The sequence below is a fragment of the Methylorubrum sp. Q1 genome, from assembly GCF_004683995.1.
Lineage (GTDB): Bacteria > Pseudomonadota > Alphaproteobacteria > Rhizobiales > Beijerinckiaceae > Methylobacterium.
The window spans coordinates 1-16,614 of the sequence record NZ_SRHQ01000029.1 but is presented as its reverse complement, the minus strand read 5'-3'; the positions used below and the strand labels follow the sequence as shown (position 1 = coordinate 16,614).

Annotated in this window: 21 protein-coding genes and 1 pseudogene; 12 read left to right on the top strand and 10 right to left on the bottom strand. The window is 65.8% G+C overall.

What is annotated here, in order from left to right; translation table 11 throughout:
* The 5 genes from E4V01_RS21915 to E4V01_RS21895 all read right to left on the bottom strand — a co-directional run bounded on the left by E4V01_RS21915 (window position 1) and on the right by E4V01_RS21895 (window position 4,693).
* Window positions 1-1,749, bottom strand: coding sequence for a recombinase RecT (locus tag E4V01_RS21915; RefSeq protein ID WP_135299817.1), 1,749 nt, complete (start codon window positions 1,747-1,749; stop codon window positions 1-3).
* Window positions 1,746-2,477: a hypothetical protein gene (locus E4V01_RS21910; RefSeq protein WP_135299816.1), complete on the bottom strand. Its 732-nt coding sequence runs from the start codon at window positions 2,475-2,477 to the stop codon at window positions 1,746-1,748. The genes E4V01_RS21915 and E4V01_RS21910 overlap by 4 nt, the downstream gene beginning before the upstream one ends.
* Window positions 2,478-2,764: 287 nt before the next feature.
* Window positions 2,765-2,992, bottom strand: a complete 228-nt coding sequence (locus tag E4V01_RS21905; RefSeq protein ID WP_135299815.1) for a hypothetical protein — start codon at window positions 2,990-2,992, stop codon at window positions 2,765-2,767.
* 532 nt (window positions 2,993-3,524) lie between these two features.
* Entirely contained in the window at window positions 3,525-3,926 is a 402-nt protein-coding gene (locus E4V01_RS21900; protein ID WP_135299814.1) for a hypothetical protein, read from the bottom strand.
* Window positions 3,923-4,693 carry a LexA family transcriptional regulator gene (locus tag E4V01_RS21895; RefSeq protein WP_193763272.1) on the bottom strand — a complete coding sequence of 257 codons (771 nt, stop codon included), beginning with the start codon at window positions 4,691-4,693 and terminating at the stop codon, window positions 3,923-3,925. Before E4V01_RS21895 ends, E4V01_RS21900 begins: the two co-directional genes overlap by 4 nt.
* An 86-nt stretch (window positions 4,694-4,779) precedes the next feature.
* Between E4V01_RS21895 and E4V01_RS21890 the strand changes: the two genes are divergently transcribed.
* The 12 genes from E4V01_RS21890 to E4V01_RS21840 all read left to right on the top strand — a co-directional run bounded on the left by E4V01_RS21890 (window position 4,780) and on the right by E4V01_RS21840 (window position 14,084).
* Window positions 4,780-5,076 (top strand): hypothetical protein, encoded by a 297-nt coding sequence (locus E4V01_RS21890; protein WP_135299812.1) that lies wholly within the window; start codon window positions 4,780-4,782, stop codon window positions 5,074-5,076.
* 248 nt (window positions 5,077-5,324) lie between these two features.
* A complete protein-coding gene (locus E4V01_RS21885) occupies window positions 5,325-5,567 on the top strand; it encodes a hypothetical protein (protein ID WP_135299811.1) in 243 nt (80 codons plus the stop codon).
* Between the two features lie 12 nt (window positions 5,568-5,579).
* Window positions 5,580-5,723: a hypothetical protein gene (locus tag E4V01_RS25825; protein WP_193763271.1), complete on the top strand. Its 144-nt coding sequence runs from the start codon at window positions 5,580-5,582 to the stop codon at window positions 5,721-5,723.
* 3 nt (window positions 5,724-5,726) lie between these two features.
* Window positions 5,727-5,948: a hypothetical protein gene (locus E4V01_RS21880; RefSeq protein ID WP_135299810.1), complete on the top strand. Its 222-nt coding sequence runs from the start codon at window positions 5,727-5,729 to the stop codon at window positions 5,946-5,948.
* Window positions 5,945-7,387 carry a hypothetical protein gene (locus tag E4V01_RS21875; protein ID WP_135299809.1) on the top strand — a complete coding sequence of 481 codons (1,443 nt, stop codon included), beginning with the start codon at window positions 5,945-5,947 and terminating at the stop codon, window positions 7,385-7,387. The genes E4V01_RS21880 and E4V01_RS21875 overlap by 4 nt, the downstream gene beginning before the upstream one ends.
* A gap of 278 nt (window positions 7,388-7,665) precedes the next feature.
* On the top strand, window positions 7,666-8,118 hold the full coding sequence (locus E4V01_RS21870) for a MucR family transcriptional regulator (RefSeq protein WP_135299808.1): 453 nt from the start codon (window positions 7,666-7,668) through the stop codon (window positions 8,116-8,118).
* A 257-nt stretch (window positions 8,119-8,375) separates the two neighbouring features.
* Window positions 8,376-9,677: a hypothetical protein gene (locus E4V01_RS21865; protein ID WP_135299807.1), complete on the top strand. Its 1,302-nt coding sequence runs from the start codon at window positions 8,376-8,378 to the stop codon at window positions 9,675-9,677.
* Entirely contained in the window at window positions 9,677-10,459 is a 783-nt protein-coding gene (locus E4V01_RS21860; protein WP_135299806.1) for a hypothetical protein, read from the top strand. Before E4V01_RS21865 ends, E4V01_RS21860 begins: the two co-directional genes overlap by 1 nt.
* Window positions 10,456-11,100, top strand: a complete 645-nt coding sequence (locus tag E4V01_RS21855; protein ID WP_135299805.1) for a hypothetical protein — start codon at window positions 10,456-10,458, stop codon at window positions 11,098-11,100. The genes E4V01_RS21860 and E4V01_RS21855 overlap by 4 nt, the downstream gene beginning before the upstream one ends.
* Complete coding sequence (locus E4V01_RS21850) at window positions 11,097-11,387, top strand: hypothetical protein (protein ID WP_135299804.1); 291 nt, start codon at window positions 11,097-11,099, stop codon at window positions 11,385-11,387. The genes E4V01_RS21855 and E4V01_RS21850 overlap by 4 nt, the downstream gene beginning before the upstream one ends.
* 5 nt (window positions 11,388-11,392) lie before the next feature.
* Window positions 11,393-13,171 (top strand): replicative DNA helicase, encoded by a 1,779-nt coding sequence (locus E4V01_RS21845; RefSeq protein ID WP_135299841.1) that lies wholly within the window; start codon window positions 11,393-11,395, stop codon window positions 13,169-13,171.
* 1 nt (window position 13,172) lies between these two features.
* Window positions 13,173-14,084 (top strand): hypothetical protein, encoded by a 912-nt coding sequence (locus E4V01_RS21840; RefSeq protein WP_135299803.1) that lies wholly within the window; start codon window positions 13,173-13,175, stop codon window positions 14,082-14,084.
* On the opposite strand, the pseudogene E4V01_RS21835 reads toward E4V01_RS21840, so the two are convergent.
* The 5 genes and pseudogenes from E4V01_RS21835 to E4V01_RS25820 all read right to left on the bottom strand — a co-directional run.
* Window positions 14,071-14,655: pseudogene (locus E4V01_RS21835) on the bottom strand (DUF6161 domain-containing protein); the annotation flags it as partial. The gene E4V01_RS21840 and the pseudogene E4V01_RS21835 overlap by 14 nt on opposite strands.
* A gap of 311 nt (window positions 14,656-14,966) precedes the next feature.
* Window positions 14,967-15,293 carry a hypothetical protein gene (locus E4V01_RS21830; RefSeq protein ID WP_210234760.1) on the bottom strand — a complete coding sequence of 109 codons (327 nt, stop codon included), beginning with the start codon at window positions 15,291-15,293 and terminating at the stop codon, window positions 14,967-14,969.
* Window positions 15,266-15,895 (bottom strand): hypothetical protein, encoded by a 630-nt coding sequence (locus tag E4V01_RS21825; protein ID WP_135299800.1) that lies wholly within the window; start codon window positions 15,893-15,895, stop codon window positions 15,266-15,268. Before E4V01_RS21825 ends, E4V01_RS21830 begins: the two co-directional genes overlap by 28 nt.
* Window positions 15,888-16,151 (bottom strand): hypothetical protein, encoded by a 264-nt coding sequence (locus E4V01_RS21820; protein ID WP_135299799.1) that lies wholly within the window; start codon window positions 16,149-16,151, stop codon window positions 15,888-15,890. Before E4V01_RS21820 ends, E4V01_RS21825 begins: the two co-directional genes overlap by 8 nt.
* Window positions 16,152-16,273: 122 nt before the next feature.
* Window positions 16,274-16,614, bottom strand: a 341-nt coding sequence (locus tag E4V01_RS25820; protein ID WP_193763270.1) for a hypothetical protein, incomplete at its 5' end; no start/stop codon positions are given.

Below are 16,614 nucleotides of genomic sequence, written 5' to 3'. Positions count from 1 at the left end.
TCAGCCTTCCGCCGGCAAAGCGGACTTCCGCTGCTGCATGCTGGACTTCCACGCCAGACGCTGGCTCTCGCTGGCGCCCGAGGCGTCCCGATCGTCGGCGGAGCCGAACCAGAAGCGCTGGACATCGGCTTGCGTCTGGCAGCGGGCGAGTTCGTCGGTCAGGCGTGTGGTGTAGGCGGCGACCGGATCACCGGCGGCGGGCTGCTGCGCGGCCGGCTGGCGGCGCGGCGGAGGCGGTGGGAGATCGTCGGCGTCGTCGGCCGGTGGGGTGATTTCGGCGAGCTTCTGCTTCACCGCATCGAGCAGGCCCTTCACGTCACTGTCGGCGAGTTGGTGGTTCGCGCGCAGCTCGTCGCGCTGCGCCTTGGTGTCGGCCCAGCATGCCCGCAGCCGCTGATCGTCACCGGCCTTCGCCGCGGCCACGGCATCACGGATGAAGATCGAGTAGTGGCCACCGCCCTTGAACCGGTCCGGGATCGCGAACGGATCACGTGTCGATGCGAGCGCCGGGTTGACCGCGGAGGCTTGCGCCGCGGCGATGGCGTCGTTGGCGGGGAAGTCGTCGTCCACCGGCGGAGCGGCTGGGCGCTCATGCTGCTGCGTGGGCACGCGGTCGAGGTGCTTCGCCTTCAGCGCCCGGGCTTGTTGGACGCCGCCCTCGTAGTCGGAGAGCAGGGCCTCCGCGTCGAAGTCGGTGTAGGCCTCCTCCACGTCCTCGGCGGACCGGGCGAAGCCGAGCCGCTTGTCGAGTTCGGTGAGCAGCGACTCCATCGACACCACGCCATCGGCATCTGTGTCAGGCTCGGCCGGCGGCGCAGCGAAGCGGTCGTCGTGAGAGGCCTCAGCAACAGCGGTTTCGCGAGCAAGACGATTGCCCTCCGCCGCTTCCAGATCCCACTCCTCTTGCGTGCGGCCAACCGACTGCGGGGCCGGCTGGTGCTCGATGACCGGCTGTGCCTGGCGCTGGGCGACCTGCCGGCGTGAAGGGGCCGGAGGAGCATCGCTGCGTCCACGGTCGAAAGCCGAGAACTCAGCGCTGTCCTCGATCGCCACGGCCGCGACCAGATCCGGCGACTGTGTGAGGCGCTTCTGAAGGCGGCGGAGCACCGTCTTCTTCGACATCTCGCCTTCGTCGGTCGACCAGGGCGTGGACTTGATCTTGCCGTCGCGGAACGCCTTCCAGCCGTCGGACCGGTCGCGGATCTCGTGGATCTGCTGGACCGACATCGGCTCGAAATCGATCTCGCCGTTCCGCAGTTTCACGACGGCGTAGTAGCCCACGACCGGGCCGCGGTCGGTGAAGAGGCGCGGCTTGTGAATCAGCCGGTTCTCGTCACCCTGAAGGCACTCGATCTCGTCCTTCTCGTGGACCTCGCGAGCGTAGATGTTCAGGATCTCGCCGGACTGCTTTGCCAGCTTGATCAGGCCCTTGTAGCCGATGCGGACCTGCGGCTCCTTCTGCCGGGTTTTCGCGTTCCAGCCGAGGATCAGGTACGCCTCGCCGAGCTGCGGATCGAGCATCAGGCCGAGCCCGACGACCTTGCTGATCTCGCGGAAGATCAGGCGCGGATCGGCCGCCAGCATCTCCGGCGTGTTCATCAGCACGTTCGCAACGGCGCGCTCGAAGCGCTCCGGGCTGATGTGCTTCGGGAGCACCCGGTAGAACTCGTCCCGGCGATCGGCGGGCAGAACCTCACCGATGAAGCGCTCGAGCTTGGTGGGCTGGCTGATCGTAGCGACGGCGTTCACAGGCTGGCTCCGGTCTCGACGGATTCGGTGGAGCGGGGCTGCTGCCGCTTGGCGGCGCCGGCGGCGCGGCCTTCAGCGGAGCGCTTTTCTCGGTCGCGTTCGGCCTGGACCCAGGCCTGCGCCTTCTCGCGGGCGGCCTCGGCGCTCTCGGCGTAAAAGCCGACGGACGTGCCCTCGCGGCTGCCGCGGCGGATGATGGCGCGGGCGTAGTAGGCCTCGGCCTCCGGGCAGGCATCGATGCAGGAGTAGGCCCGGACGTAGATGCCCGGAGCGGCCGAAGGCTCTCCTGGGACTGATGCGCGGGCGGCAGGCGTATCCTGCGAGGTGGGCTCGGTGGGGGTGTCGAGCTTGGGCTCGACAGGGGCTGCGACAGGCTTCCGCCGGCTCGGCTTCGGCGGCTTCCGGTCGATCAGCGCGCCATCGCTCCACTGACCGGTCGACCACCACGCTGCGTAATCCTCGTGGCTGACCGGCTGCCGACAGATCCACGAGAGCGTGCCCTCGCAGAAATCCTCCATCTGGCGGTCGGTCGTCAGTGTGAAGGGCGTGCCCTTGCCGACGCGGGTTTCGAAGCCGTGGGCGCCGTCGAGCGGATCGATCGAAATGCCGATCACGTCGCCGGACTGCAGGCGTTTCCAGAACCGGCCGCAGACGACCTCGTTTCGCTCAAGGTCCGCCGGCTCCCCGGCCAGCAGTGCATCCCAGAAGGCATACGGATCGCGCGACATCAGTAGGGCTCGCTGCTGGCTGGTGAGAAAGGCTGACGGACAGGGCCATCAGGTTTTCGAGGCGGCGGTCGCGATCGACGCTTGCCGGCTCGTGGAGCCCCTCGGCGACCCAGGTGCTGACCGCGCGGGCCAGAGCGTCGCCGAGGGACAGAGGTGCCTCACAGTCGAGGCTGGAGCATTCTCTCACGGATGACGCCGCGAGCGCTGCCGGCGTGGCCAGCAGAGCGGAAGGTGCGATCCGACGAAGACCGCGACCGAAAGGGTGAGGAGGGCGTAGGCGACCGGGCTCATCGGACCGGCACCTTCATCTCGCCGATGGCCTGCAGCGCGCGGTCCATCGGAGCAGGATCGTGAGGCTGCCGGGCGGAGAGCATCCGCTCGCGCTTCGCGTCACGCTCGGCCTGACGCTTCTTGCAGCGCTCCAGCCATGCCTGCGTGGCGGCATCGGGCTCACGGCGCTCGACGGGCGGCGGAGCGAAGAAGCGGCTCAGGCCGCCTCGGTAAATCGATCGCATCGGATGTCCTCGCGCCCTGGGAAAGCAGCGACGGACTGATCATGATGCGGCGATTTCCGCACGTCAAGCGGAAATACGGAAATTCAAGCCGTGGCTCGTGCGGAAAGCGTTCTTGTTTTATTCTCGCTATCCACAGCCTGAAACGGAAAAGCCCCCGGCGACGGATCGCGCGGGGGCCTCAACCGATCTTTCGCATTCGGAATGCTCCTCGGCTTGCGGTATCTCAATACCACAAACCGGGTCAGGTTTCATAATCCAATCTACCCCTGCGCACACACGTACGCGCGCGCTATCCGCATATCGCGCGCGCGCACCCTCTCAAGGCGCTGACATGTCGGGTTGAGGGTTGGAATGCACACCGGCTGCCGGTGAGGGAACGGAACCGTGATGCTCGGCAAGCGAAGGAGGCACGACAGCTTCGCCGCGGGGCTTCCGCCCCACGCCCCGACCGGGAGGGATGATCCCTCCATGGACCTCCCGCGAAGCTAGCGCTTCGGTTTCAGGTAGAGGATACGCGCGAGAGAACCAGAAATCAGGCTTTCGGCTTTACGAGAATGCGATTTTCTCGCTTATCTCGGTAGAACGTCTGCATCTCGTTCGATGCCAAAAAGGAATTCCAGAATTCGCCTTGCTCGATCACCACATCATTCGGGGCGTCTGGGCGATTCTCTGGCGCGAGATTGGCGTTGAACACGTGCCCACCGATCGGGGCGCTCTTGCCCTCCGGCTCAAATCGCTTCTCGGCCGGTAGGGACATGGACCACTTCACAAGGCCATACCCGAGCGCGACGACCGCCATTCCGGCTATGATCGGGAGCGCATGCGATGCCGCGGCACCACCGCCAACAACGAAAATGCTCGCGACGTTGGCGGCTACGAGTGGGAAGAAACCGATGAAGACGACGATGGCGATGAAAGCTACGATGTAGATCACAGCCTAGACATCTTCATAATGACGCGACCGATTACGTTCAGATCATCGATCTGTATCTCATGCGCCCCATGATTTTTATTGTCGGATATCACTCGAACTCTGAGCGGCTTTGATCCGGTCACCAGCTCAAGGCGTTTGATGGAGACGCCGATGCCATCGAAGATTGCATAGAGGCCGTCCGGCGAAGGCGCTGACTGTGATCGATTGATTATCACCCGGTCGCCGGGCTGCAGCGTCGGAATCATCGAGTCGCCGTCCACTGCGATGATATCGAGATCCGGCTCTCGGGCTCGCAGCTCGGTGCGAATGTATTCGATCGGCAGCTTCCAGATGGCCCTCACTCCATCCAGCACTTCGCCATCGACATTGACGGGTTCACTCGTGCCCCCGTGCCCCAGGCCTGCAACAACGTTGCGCTCTGGTATCTCGCCCGGCGCGAGTCGCCGGTGTTTCAGCTTGATAGCTAAGTCGAGGCTGCCGTCCTCATCGTAGACCTGACGATCCGATTCATCGTCCTGGTTGAACGGAACGCGTGAAAGCTCCCTCGGCTCGTCGCCAAGAATTTGGCCGACACTGAGATCGAGCCGCTCTGCAATGCCCTGAAGCTCTCGAACTCCAAGGCTGTCTTGGCGCCCTCTAAGGAAATCCCTGACATAATCCTTGCCACTACCAATATCTCGCGCCAACTGCGTGGCGTTTGTCTTCGCTTTGACGATCGCCACCGGGAGGATCGCCCTGGCGTGGCTTGCTTGTTCGGGCGTCATCATGTCCGGATGATTCCGCCTTTTCATGCGGATTGCCACACGGAAATCCCCGCTTGCAATCTGCGGAAATGTCCGTATAATGCGGAACCATGGAAGAGCTGCTCCGCGCCCACCTCCGCGAATTGATGGCTGTCTATCACGCTGAAATCGGCGTGACGCCGAAGACGGTCTGCAAGCGCGCGCTCAACGACAACACCTTCTACGACCGCGTTGTCGAGCGCGGTCAGGGGTTCACCGTCGGCACCTACGATCGTGTCGTAGGCTGGCTCTGGAGCAACTGGCCGCAGGGGGCCGACTGGCCGTCGCATGTGCCCCCGCCTGATCTTCCTTCCGTTTCGTCATCTTCGTCATCGTCCTTGCCTGCTGTCGCCTCCTCGGTGTGCTGATGGCTGGCTCTGCTTCAGTTTCGTCGCACCTCCCGTCGGGCGTTCCCAGCGCCTTCCGGTCGGTCTCGGCTTCGACTGCGGGGCGTTCCCAGCGCCCTGTGTCCCTGCCGGCTTCCTCAAAATCAGGGAAGCCGATGCAGCAGTCTCCTGCGAACGACCGTCAAACTCCTGCCGATGTCCGGTCAGGTGCAGCCGAGCGCATCATCGCGTTCCTGCGCTTTCGGCATCCGGTGAAGACCGCCGACTGCGTGGCGGCTGATACTGGGCTCGCCCCCGAAACGGTGCAGACCTGGATCGACCGCTGCAGCGCGCCGAACATCGTCGGCCTGATCTACCTCGTCGGCGCCTACGGGCCCGACTTCCTCGCCGCCTGCATGGGCGACCGCGCTCCCGAGTGGCTCACTGCCGCCGGTCAGGACGCCGAACTTGCCCGCCTGAAGGCTGAACGCGAGGCGCTCGACGCCCGCATCGCCGCCCTCCGCAACCGCTGAACTGAGGCTCCCATGTCGCGTACCGCAGGCATCCGTCAGGTCGTCGCTACCGTCGTCTTCCGCGTGTGCGTCTGGCGGTCGGATGCGGCCGGGGCGCGTCGGGAAGCCTGGGAGCGCCGGGCTCGCGAGATCCGCGAGTGGGGCGAGGACGCCTGATCTATGGCCCGCGGCGTCAACATCATCGGCCGCCCGCCCTTCGCGGTGAAGCCGGCGGGTCGCGAGAACGCCGCTCCGTGGATGGTCGTCGGCAGTGACGGGGCCAATGCCCTCGCCTGCGTCGACAACCTCCGGATGGTTTTCGACGGCCTCTACCAGGCCAGCGCCGCATGCGCCGAGGCCCAGCAAGCAGCACGCGCGCAACCGAGGAGAGCGCAGCGATGACGCAGACCAACAGCAATCCGTCGGCAGCCGAGGAGATCAGGATGGGCGTGGCCAACGCCTGCCTGATGATGCCGCGGGAATCGTCCACCCGGCGGGAGGAGATCGAGCGCCTCTATCACCGGCAGGAGCGCGAGAAGGAACTCGTCGCCGAGGCCAAGGACGAGGCCGGCGTGAAGGAGCACGTGAAGCGCCTGAACAAGGTCTTCGGCGTCTCCAAGCCGACGCTGCAGATCATGAAGATCCTGGAGAAGATCGGGAAGCCCGGCGACCGCGCCGCGGTGCTCACGCAGGTCGGCCTGCTGTCGAAGGACATCGGCTACACCGACAAGGATCTCGTCTCGCTGGCGCAGGAGGCGGAAGCCACCGCCGGCCAGGGCCAGGACGACCAGGGCAGCGTCTTCGACAACACCGCGACCGGTTCGCGTCAGGGCGGTAAGGACGCCCAGCCGCAGCACGTCGCCGAGAAGCCCGCCGAGGCCGCGCCGGCGCCCACGCCCGGTCTCTCCTACGAGGAGATCGTCCAGCGCTTCGAACAGGCGAAGGCTGCTCACGAAGCCAAGGGCGGCAAGGGTCGGAAGCCGAAGGTGCTGGTCGACGCCAAGGCGGCTCTCGATGCGGCCAACGCGGAGCATGAGCAGGGTGCCACCGAGCCCCGCCGGCCGCCGCGCCGGGCGAGGTCGGCGCCGAGATGCGCGCCGGAGCCGCCGAGGGCGACGCCTTCCTCAGGGCCGAGGCCGACAAGCGGAAGCCCGCCAACGACACCAAGCCGGCCGCCGACGATCTGGACGACGAGCTGCCGCCGCCGGCTCCGCGCCGCTCGGCGCAGCACCGCGGACTCGGCCCTGACGCGATCCACTGAGGAGCGCGCCATGCTGATCGCCGCCCTCGATATCGCGACGAACACCGGCTTCGCCCTCGGGCGGCCCGGTGAGAAGCCTCGGACGGATCTCTGGAAGCTCAAGAAGCCGTCCGAGCACTACGATGTCGTCGGCGGCGAGATGGGTCGGAAGATCCGCGATCTGTGCTTTCTTGCGGATACCCGGCCGGACCTGATCGTCTTCGAAGCACCGATCCCGCCCTACCAGAACCAGGGCGGCGGCGACCGAGAGAACCCGATCCGCCGGAGTATCGAGAGCATCCTCGTGCCCCAGCGCGGCGTCGGTGGCCTTCAGGGCGTCGCCGCCTGCTACGGCATCGAGGTGCTGCCGGCGAATATGCAGACGGTGCGCAAGCACTTCACCGGCAAAGCGCGCTGGGGCTCCTCGAAGGAGACCAAGGCCGCCGTCATCGCCCGCTGTGTGGCCCTCGGCTACGCCGCGCCCGGCTTCAAGGACGACAACATCGCAGATGCGATCTGCCTCTGGGACTGGGCCTGCGCCATCCGCGCCCGGCACGTCCCCCGCGACCTCATCATGCACGGCGAGCGAGTTTCGGCCTGACGGAGCGGTTTGAAATGCCCGATTTCAGAATTCCCTGCCCGCGATGCTCGGGCACCGGCACCGATACCCACGAGGATCGGCACGCCGAGACCAACATGGACATCTGCCGCGAGTGTTGTGGCACCGGTCAGGTTTCCAGCCGCACAGGTGAGACCCGTGATGGGTCTTTCGACCACCGCATCGGCCGAGCGCCCGGTGACCGCACTACCCCGACTTCGGCCGAGCGTCCCAGCGCCGCCTGACCCCTTCACCCACCGCTCTATTCCCAGGAGAGCACCATGACCAACGACAACGCCACAGCCACCTTCGCCGAAGGCCACCGCCTCGAACTCGCCGCCGAAATCGTCATGGCCTATGTCGGCCACAACGTGCTGCCGGCCACCGAGCTGCCGGGCCTGATCCGGTCCGTGCATGCCGCCCTCATCGGCAGCAAAGTCGCGACACCGACCCCCACCGCCGAGCCCGAGGCCCAGGTCGAGAAGGCCACTGCCGTCCAGATCAAAAAGTCGATCACGCCGGACGCCCTAATCTCCTTCATCGACGGCAAGCCCTACAAGACGCTCCGCCGCCACATCACGAAGCACGGCCACACGCCAGAGAGCTACCGGCTGCGGTTTGGGCTGCCGGCGGATAATCCGCTGGTCGCCGCCTCCTACTCTGAGCAGCGCGCCGCGCTCGCCAAGGCGATCGGCCTCGGCCAGCCGAAGGGGCGTCCTCTCGTCGCCGCCTGATGGCGAAACTCGATCTCCGCCCGCCCGGCGCATGGCAGGCAGAGCAGGAGGCGAAAGAGCGGCAGGCCTGGCTTCGCAAGAATGACCCGGGCCCGCCGCAACCGCGGTGCGACGAGTGCGGGGACTACGCCTGCTACGGCCGCGGCGACTTCGGCAGACCGACCGACAACGTCGAGCGCTACTGCCGGAAACATGCTCCTGAGAGCCTGAAACGACCCGGCGACTTCCGATGAACGCCTCGATTGTGAGGTAGACCTGTGTCCCAGACTGAAGCCAACCATTCCCGCGCCGCCATCATCGCGGACCTCGCCTGCATCATCGGCGAGATGGCCGATCTCCAGGCCGAGCAAGCCCGCCTTTCCGAACGCTCTGCCGGCGTGCAGTCGCGGCTCGGCAAGATGATCCGCGACCTCAGCACCACGACGGCGGCGATCCGTTCGCCGATGACGCCTGACGCAGCCCAGAAGCTGCAGCGCGCCATTCGCGAGGCGCCGCCTCTCCCTCTTCTGGCCGAGCGCCCCGCGCCGGCCGCACAAGCTGCCACCCCCGCAGACATCCAACCTCAAGCCCAGAGCGAAGGGGAGCCCGTGAGAGTCGGGAAAGCCTCGGATGAAGTGCCGGTGCGGGGTGCTGGCGTGGACGTTCGGACCGGCCAATCCGAGGAATGTCGTCACGATGCCGGGGCGGGGGGCGAGAGTGCAGCCTCAGCCGATACCGCCCCGGCGCCGGACGAGCGCACGGAAACCATGGATGAGCCGCGCGTGCCGCGGCGCCCCCCGGAGGTGCGCAACGCCGGCGGCGGGCTTGTGCAGGACGGCGGCAGCACCGGTCAGCATCGCCGGACGCACGACATCGTTCTTGACCGCTATGCCGAGACCGGATGGCGGCCGGCCGATCTCGCCCAGGATCTTCGCCTGCACATCCCGTCCGTCTCGGCCTACATCGGCAAGGCTCGGCAGGCGCAAGATCCGCGCGCCGCTGAGGGCGACCGCAAGCGCGGGTTTGGGGCAGCCAAGTCAGGCTCATCCCCGACGCCGCCGGCCGCCGAGCCCGACGCCAAGCCCGTCCGCTCGCAGACCGAGGAGATCCTCGATTTGTGGGCCTCGACCGATCTCCCCGCCGACGACATCGCCCGGCAACTCGGGCTGAACCCGGGCGCTCCGAGCGCTCCGAGCGCTCGCATCTCCGCGGCGCGCGCCGTCGGCGACAAGCGCGCCGCCGAAGGTGACCTCCGCCGCGCTGGCCGGCACCAGCAGAACCTGCCGGTCGCCGACGGTCACCTGATCCGCGTCGAGGTCGGCACCAACACCGGCCGCGTGTTCGGCCCCGGCGGACGGTGGGACACCACCGTAGTCTGCGCGAAGGCCCTGTCTGTCCTCAAGGACGGCAACCTCTACGGCATCAAGAAGATGGACGAGGTCGCCGGGCTGAAGAAGCCGCACAGCGCCGCGGATCTCGTTCCGATCATGCAGTCCGGCTTGCGCAAGATCGGCATCGAGCTGATCCACACGCGCGGGATCGGCTGCAAGCTGAATCGCATCGGGGCGGGATCTGCCTGATGCCTTACAGCCCGCCCTACAAGCCCGAGGAGGACGCATTCCTCCGAGAGCACTACGTCAAGCGCGGCGCCGCGTGGCGCGCCGAGCGTCTGCCGGGTCGTACCGTCAATTCCGTCTACGGGCGTACCTACAACCTGAAGATCACGCGTTCCCGCGACAAGGCGAAGATCGAGTCCTCTCCGCTGATCGACGCGATGATCCGGTCTGCGTACCTCGGATCGCGCCCCACGGGGTTCATCACCAAGCTCGCTAAGCAGGTGGCTCGCCCGGAGTGGTGGGTCTCGCGTCAGGCCGCGAACCTCGGGCTTGAGGCGGCCCGCAATCCTCGCCCTTGGACGGATGCCGAAATCGCCTTTGTCCAAGCGAGAGGGATGCTGCCGGCCCACCTCATCTCGCGGCAGATGGCGCGGCGCGGCTGGCGGCGGACTGCGGCAGCTATCGCCAACATGCGAACCAGCGGACGCATGGATCGGCTCGACAGCCAGCATTTCAGCGCCTTCGCTTTGGCGGAGGTCATGGGCGTTGATGGCGCCACCGTCATGAAGTGGATCCGCAACGGCTGGCTCGAGGCGAAGCCTCGCGGTCAGGCCCGCACCGAAGCGCAGCGCGGTGACGGCTGGATCATTCACGAGCGGGCTGTCGTCGCCTTTGCCGTGAAGCACCCGACCCGTATCAGCCTATCGAAGCTTGAGCCCAACAAGGTCTGGTTCCTCGACCTGATGGCCCGCTACGCGCGGACCGTCGGCGCGACCGGCCGGCAGCAGATGAGCGCGGCGGCATGACCGGCGTTCTCGATCTCACCACTGCCCGCGCTCGGCAGAGCCACATCTTCGAGCGTCAGGCCGAGGACTGGTATTGCGAACCGGCCTGGTGCTGGCAGCGCCTGTTCGAGCGCAAAGGCTTCGTCCGCGGCATGACGGTGCTGGACCCGGCCTGCGGGCTCGGCACCTGCGTCGAGGCGGCCCATGCCGCCGGCATGCAGGCGCTCGGCTCGGACATCGTTGCTCGATGGGAGGCGGTGCCGGGCCGGCAGGGAGCCTACTGGCTCTCAAACTTCCTGACCGGCTTCCCGACGCGATCAGGCGATGGCTGGGAGTTTCCCGACATCATCGCCAGCAATCCGCCGTTCAAGGATGCGGAGGCCTTCGCGACCCTGGCACTCCAGCGGGCGCAGTCGATGGTCTGCCTGTTGTTGCCCTCGAAGTGGGCCCAGGGCGAGCGTCGGGCGCGCTGGCTCGCGACCACGCCCCTTCAGCGCATTCTCTACCTCTGCCCGCGGCCGTCCATGCCGCCGGGCGAGGTGATCGTCTCTGGTGGAAAGCCCGGCAACGGCACCGTCGACTTCTCCATCTTCGTCTGGCTGCACGGCTATGACGGCGAGCCCCAGGTCGGCTGGCTGCATCGGAACGAGGTGGTGGCATGAGCAAGCCGATCCACCTCCTGCGCCGCGGACAGTGCCGGTTCGCCGTCACCCCGCACAGCGCTCCGAGCCATCTCTTCTGCGCCGAGCCCGTCGAGCACGAGAAATCGAGCTACTGCGCCCACCACGCGGAAATCTGCTTCGATCGGCGGTCGGCTGAGCAGCGGCGAGCCGATGCTGAGCGGGCTGCAATCGCGCGCGAGGCCATGCGCAAGCCGAAGGATGCCACCTACGGCCCGCTGCTCCTCTCGAGGCTCGGCATCGACACCGTCAGCGAGGATGCAGCGTGACCGTCATGCGCAGCCTCGACGAATCCGTGATGCGTCAGCCGCCGGCCAACATCGACGCCGAGCAGGCGCTGATCGGTGCCGTGCTCCTCAACAACGACGCCTACCGCAAGGTCGCCAACGTCGTGGAGCCGGCGCACTTCTACGAAGGCGTCCACCGTCAGATCTGGCAGGTGATGATCGACGTGATCGCGGCCGGCGGCCGGGCGGATCCGATCCTGCTGAAGGGCCATCTCGGCGACGCCGACCTCGGCAACGGCATTACGCCGATGCAGTACCTCGCCCGTCTGTCGGCTGAGGCGACCACCGTCATCAACGCGCCGGAATACGCCAAGCAGGTCCGCGACATGGCGCTCCGGCGCAGGCTGATCACGATCGGCCAGAGCCTCGCAGCGCTGGCATACGATGCCCCTGTGCAATCAACTGCCGAGACGATCTTCGCCGATCTTGAGCGCGATCTGGAGGAGGTGCGCCCGGCGCTGAGCGGTCAGGAATCGGATTTCCGCGACTTTGGGCGGATCTCCTCCGACGATGTCTACGACGCCTACCAGCGCCAATCCGGCATCGTGGGCCTCTCGACAGGCCTGCAGCGCCTGGACGACGTGCTGGGCGGCCTGCAGCCCTCCGACCTGATCATCCTTGCCGGCCGGCCCGGCGCCGGCAAGACGGCGCTCGCCACCAACATCGCGCTGGCGGTCGCCCGGTACGTGATGGCGCGGGCCGCCGAGGGCGAGCGCCTCGGCGTCGTCGGCTTCTCCTCGCTTGAGATGGGTGAGCGGCAGCTCAAGCAGCGCATCCTCTCCGACCTCGCCTGGGTGCCGTTCTGGAAGCTGAAGCGAGGTCTCGCCGACAAGGCAGAGATGGAGCGCTACACGATCGCCGAGCGCGACTTCGCGAAGCTGCCGCTGCTGATCGACCCGACCGGTGGTCTCTCCATCGCGCAGTTGAAGATCCGGGCCCGTGCTCTGAAGAAGCGCCGCGGGCTCTCGCTCTTGGTGGTCGACTACCTGCAGCTGCTCACCGGCTCCGGCCGGCGCAGCGACAACCGCGTGGCCGAGGTGACGGAGATCACCACCGGCCTGAAGGCGCTCGCCAAGGAACTGGACGTTCCGATCATCGCCCTGTCGCAGCTCTCTCGGAAGGTCGAGGAGCGCGACGACAAGCGGCCCATGCTCTCCGACCTGCGCGAGTCCGGATCGATCGAGCAGGACGCCGACAGCGTGCTCTTCGTCTACCGGGAGGAATACTACCTCAAGAAGGCCGAGCCCCGTCAGGAGGGCACCGAGCAGCACGCCAAATGGCAGGCTGCGATGCGCAAGTGGCAGGGCGTCGCCGAGATCATCATCGGCAAGAACCGGCACGGGCCCGAGGGTACGGCCGAACTCGGCTTCGAGGGGCAGTTCACCCGGTTCACGAACGAGCCCGAGCCGCGCGAGATCGAGCCCGAGGAGGTGCGCCAGCGCGCCGCCAAGAAGCCGACCTTCACCCCTGAAGGGATCGTCCTCTACAGCATCCTGAAGAGCCTCACGCTCACCAAGTCGAAACTCGCCACCCAGGAGCAGCGTGGCGCCGACCGCCGCCTCTGCAAAGGTGCCCGGCTCGTCCCACTGGAAGATGCCCGGCAAGCCTTCGGCAACGAGGTGCTGCCTGGTTCGGATGAGAGCGCCGTGAACACCCGCTTCCGCGCCGCTTTCGTCAGCCTGCGCAAGGCGGAGATCGCCTTCTATTACGGCACGCAGGAGACGGGCTTCTCCGTGTGGCTTCCGGAACTCGCCGCGGATCTCTGACATGCCCCAGCACATCGACACCCGCTACGAGACCGCCATCGCCCGCCGGGACCGCTGGGCGGCTGCCGCGGCGAAGCACCGAGAGGCGCAGGCCAAGCGTGAGGCCGCCGGCAAGGTAGCGCTCGCCAAGCTCTCGCAGGAAGCCGCCGACAAGGCTGAGGCGCACGCCAAGGCTCATGGCCAGGAAGCCGACCGCCTCGCCCCCATGGTGCAGCGGGCGCAGACCGTCCGCCGGCAGAACGAACTGGCCGCCGAGGCCCGGCTCGCCCGCGCGATGGATCTCGCCGCCGCGACCCCGCACCCGGTCTCTCTCAGCGCCAAGGAGCAGCGCCGGCTGGCCAAGGAGCAGGAGAAGCGCGACCGGCTCGCTCAGCAGGGGCAGGCGCAGCGGAAGCGCGACGAGAAGGCGGCCGGCGTCGATCACGATCCCCGCACCGCCGCGGGCCAACGTGAAATCCAGATCCGTGGTCCAGCCGTCGATAAGCGCGCCTCGCTCGCCGATTACGCCAACCTGATCCACCGGCAGACCGATCGCACCCCGCCGCGCCTGCTGGCGCTCGAGCGGTTCGATCAGCTTTGGCACCGGGCCCACGCTGGCCAGTTCCCGAACCCTCGCTTTGAGCGAGGCGTCGACACCTCCCGCAAGATCGGCGGTGTCTCGGACGACCGGGCGGAATCGCTCCGTCTGATCGGCGACGTGAAAGCCCGGATCGGCGAGGAGTTCTTCGCCATCCTCTTCCACCGGGTCATCAACGGACACTCGTTCTCGTGGATGGCCAGCCAAGGCATGGGCGAGTCCGAGCGGCTCGGCGTGCTGTTTCTCGCCGCGATAGACGCGACCGCCCGGCATTTCGGGCTGCGTGAGCGGTCGCGGGCCGTCGAGGCCATGGAGCAGCAAGTCAGCGCGGCGTGAGCAAGCGGGAAGCGATTGCAGCCGGTGAAAATTCAGGCGCCGCATCATCCTTAACGATGCCGTCCGAGGTAGGCCTAAACAGCGGGGCAAGGATTAGAGCACGATCTTTCTCATCTGCAGCGCCGCGCTCAATTAGAGCCAGGTACGTCATCGCCATAGTTGCTCGTTCTTCAGCATCTATGGCGAGGTGATGTTCGCTCATGTAGAGCCTGACAATAATCCTGGCTGCCCAAAAAGCCACGGTCGTAACAAGTATGCCGACTGCGGCAAATACTAATTGCGTGATAAGCGGCTTAGCGGGATCGGCAGCAAAGTAACTGATAACGGCTATCGCCATCAGTAATAGCAACAGCAGAGGGGCCACCCATACCCCATAATCGATAAGTATTTTTCTGTAATTCTTCGAAGACTGTCTGTGTTGGCTGGCTTTTTCCGTCCAATAATCAACTGGGGCTTTAAGTTTCATAAATTCTTGGTAGGTTATTTTGATCTCGCCGAACTCAATAACGGCCTCGTTGAATTTGCGGTCATGCTCGATTAAAGCTTTTTTAATCGCCTCAAATCCCACCTTTTCTGTATGTCGTTTTTCTTAAGTTGCTCGCGGACCCTATCTCTTGCATTTTCTGCCCGAACTATACGAGCGTTTTCGATATCATCTATTTTTCCGGACATAAGGGATAAGAGCTTATCTAAATTTCTATGTACTGATTTGGCGGCATCACGACTATGCCCTTGCTCCCTCGCGTAAGCAGTCATCACGCCACTGGCGCCTTCTGCGCTAGTAAAAACGCCTCCCATATTTTTGTGGTATATGCCAGAAAGCCCATAGCAGTTCTATCGCCGTGGCTTCTCCTAAGATCGGCGATAAACAATCCAGCCGCGCTAAAACTCAGAGGCAGCGCCCCATTTCCGTACAGTGAGAAAAACTGATTTACTAAAAAAAATGACACCATCTCCGCATTGGTGCTGATTGTTTAGGCCGTAAACACTGTGATTCGTGCTATTGAATACGAACTGAGCGATCGTCGAAAAAGCACTCTCGTTTTGATAATTGGACATCCATTGGTAAAAATCAAATTCCTTTTGAACAAACTCTAACGCTTCGTTGCGGTCTTTGAAAATTCTGTTCCCTATTTTGTCGCCGAAATCGAATTCAAGCCACGGAGGCAATTCGCGCTCCATTACTCCCACTCCTTCCGTGCTTCCCATTCCCTCGGCGCTCCGGCGCCGGGACCATCGTATGCCCGCCACGTGCTGCGCTCGGTCCGGCTGAATCGCCGGCACTTGCGCTCGTAGTCCGCGCCCTTGGCGACACCGCACTCCGCCAGAGCCCGCCAGCGGCTGTGCGCCTCGCCCGCGGTCGCCGGCCTGATGAGCACCCCGCAGACGATCAGAGCCACCAGGAGGGCGAACACGGACCAATTCGCGATGCGGGCGAAAAGGCTCGGGCGCTGTGGCAACAGGTGCGGGGCGTGCTCGGCAAGATAGGCGCGGTACTCGGCGGCGCGGGCGGCTTGGTGGTCGCGCAGGCTCTTGGCCTCGATCGCCTCCAGTCGCCGCAGGCCGACCGCTTCCGCCTTCGTCAGGCACTCACGCGGCTCCAGGGCGTACATGCCCCGCACAGCCGCATCTGCCGCCCCACGGCCCGCCATCTTCACCCAGGCAGGCGCAAGCTCGCTGAGGACGCTTTCGCGCACCGCGTAGCCGTCCCGGCCGGACAGGATGCCCTGCGCAACGTCATCCATCGCGCCCGTCATCAGGCGCTGCGCCATTATCTCGGCATGCGGGTCGACGCGTATCGGCTTACCCATCACGGGATTTCCAGGCGTCGAACTCCCGCTCCGCCTGCTGGTCGCCGATCTGCTGCCGCCTGACGACGCGTAGGACCATCTCCCGCGCGCCCGGCAGCGTCATGAGGGAAAGCAGCACGTCCATATAGAATGGCACCGTCTCCGCACCCTTCGCCCACGCTGTGACACGCTCCGATCGCGTGCCGAGGATCCAGGCGAACGCCGCCCTGCCAAGCCCCACCTGCTCGAGCGCTGCCGAAAACTGCTCGCCGCTCATGCGGCGCCATTCCTGAATGTTCCGGACCATGGGCGAGCGGCTTTTCTCCGTAGGGCGCATGTCTTGCGCATCGGAGCATATCGAGGGGCCCGGCGCGGGGCCACGGGAACGAAACGGGTCACTCACGGCAGACGCACCGAACCAACCTCGCGGGAGCGCTCGGCGAAGATGCGCGCCGCTGCTAGGCGCCCGCCGCCGATCGGCACGCCCGCCACGTGCTGGCGCCGGTGAAACGCGATCATCAGCAGGTCGGAAATCGGAGACGGCCCATTGTAGACGCCGACCGGCTCCCAGGTGCCGACACGGATTCGGCGATGGTAGCCGTCGCAGAGAATGTGCGGCTCGCAGGCGCGGTTCTGGTGGATGGCCTGCCGGCGCGCGAGCCGTAGGAACGTGGAGGCGCGGCGCCAGTCGGCTTGCGAGCGAGGCGGCGGGAGAGCGGCGGCCGCAGCCATGAGAGTGG

Bases quoted from the DNA above. Each gene is read 5' to 3' on its own strand.
- E4V01_RS21860 (WP_135299806.1), top strand. From the start codon at position 9,677: ATGCCTTACAGCCCGCCCTACAAGCCCGAGGAGGACGCATTCCTCCGA.
- E4V01_RS21830 (WP_210234760.1), bottom strand. From the start codon at position 15,293: ATGGGAAGCACGGAAGGAGTGGGAGTAATGGAGCGCGAATTGCCTCCG.
- E4V01_RS21880 (WP_135299810.1), top strand. From the start codon at position 5,727: ATGGCCCGCGGCGTCAACATCATCGGCCGCCCGCCCTTCGCGGTGAAG.
- E4V01_RS21845 (WP_135299841.1), top strand. From the start codon at position 11,393: ATGCGCAGCCTCGACGAATCCGTGATGCGTCAGCCGCCGGCCAACATC.
- E4V01_RS21855 (WP_135299805.1), top strand. From the start codon at position 10,456: ATGACCGGCGTTCTCGATCTCACCACTGCCCGCGCTCGGCAGAGCCAC.
- E4V01_RS21875 (WP_135299809.1), top strand. From the start codon at position 5,945: ATGACGCAGACCAACAGCAATCCGTCGGCAGCCGAGGAGATCAGGATG.
- E4V01_RS21825 (WP_135299800.1), bottom strand. From the start codon at position 15,895: ATGGGTAAGCCGATACGCGTCGACCCGCATGCCGAGATAATGGCGCAG.
- E4V01_RS25825 (WP_193763271.1), top strand. From the start codon at position 5,580: ATGTCGCGTACCGCAGGCATCCGTCAGGTCGTCGCTACCGTCGTCTTC.
- E4V01_RS21870 (WP_135299808.1), top strand. From the start codon at position 7,666: ATGACCAACGACAACGCCACAGCCACCTTCGCCGAAGGCCACCGCCTC.
- E4V01_RS21905 (WP_135299815.1), bottom strand. From the start codon at position 2,992: ATGCGATCGATTTACCGAGGCGGCCTGAGCCGCTTCTTCGCTCCGCCG.
- E4V01_RS21850 (WP_135299804.1), top strand. From the start codon at position 11,097: ATGAGCAAGCCGATCCACCTCCTGCGCCGCGGACAGTGCCGGTTCGCC.
- E4V01_RS21840 (WP_135299803.1), top strand. From the start codon at position 13,173: ATGCCCCAGCACATCGACACCCGCTACGAGACCGCCATCGCCCGCCGG.
- E4V01_RS21895 (WP_193763272.1), bottom strand. From the start codon at position 4,693: ATGATGACGCCCGAACAAGCAAGCCACGCCAGGGCGATCCTCCCGGTG.
- E4V01_RS21820 (WP_135299799.1), bottom strand. From the start codon at position 16,151: ATGAGCGGCGAGCAGTTTTCGGCAGCGCTCGAGCAGGTGGGGCTTGGC.
- E4V01_RS21910 (WP_135299816.1), bottom strand. From the start codon at position 2,477: ATGTCGCGCGATCCGTATGCCTTCTGGGATGCACTGCTGGCCGGGGAG.
- E4V01_RS21890 (WP_135299812.1), top strand. From the start codon at position 4,780: ATGGAAGAGCTGCTCCGCGCCCACCTCCGCGAATTGATGGCTGTCTAT.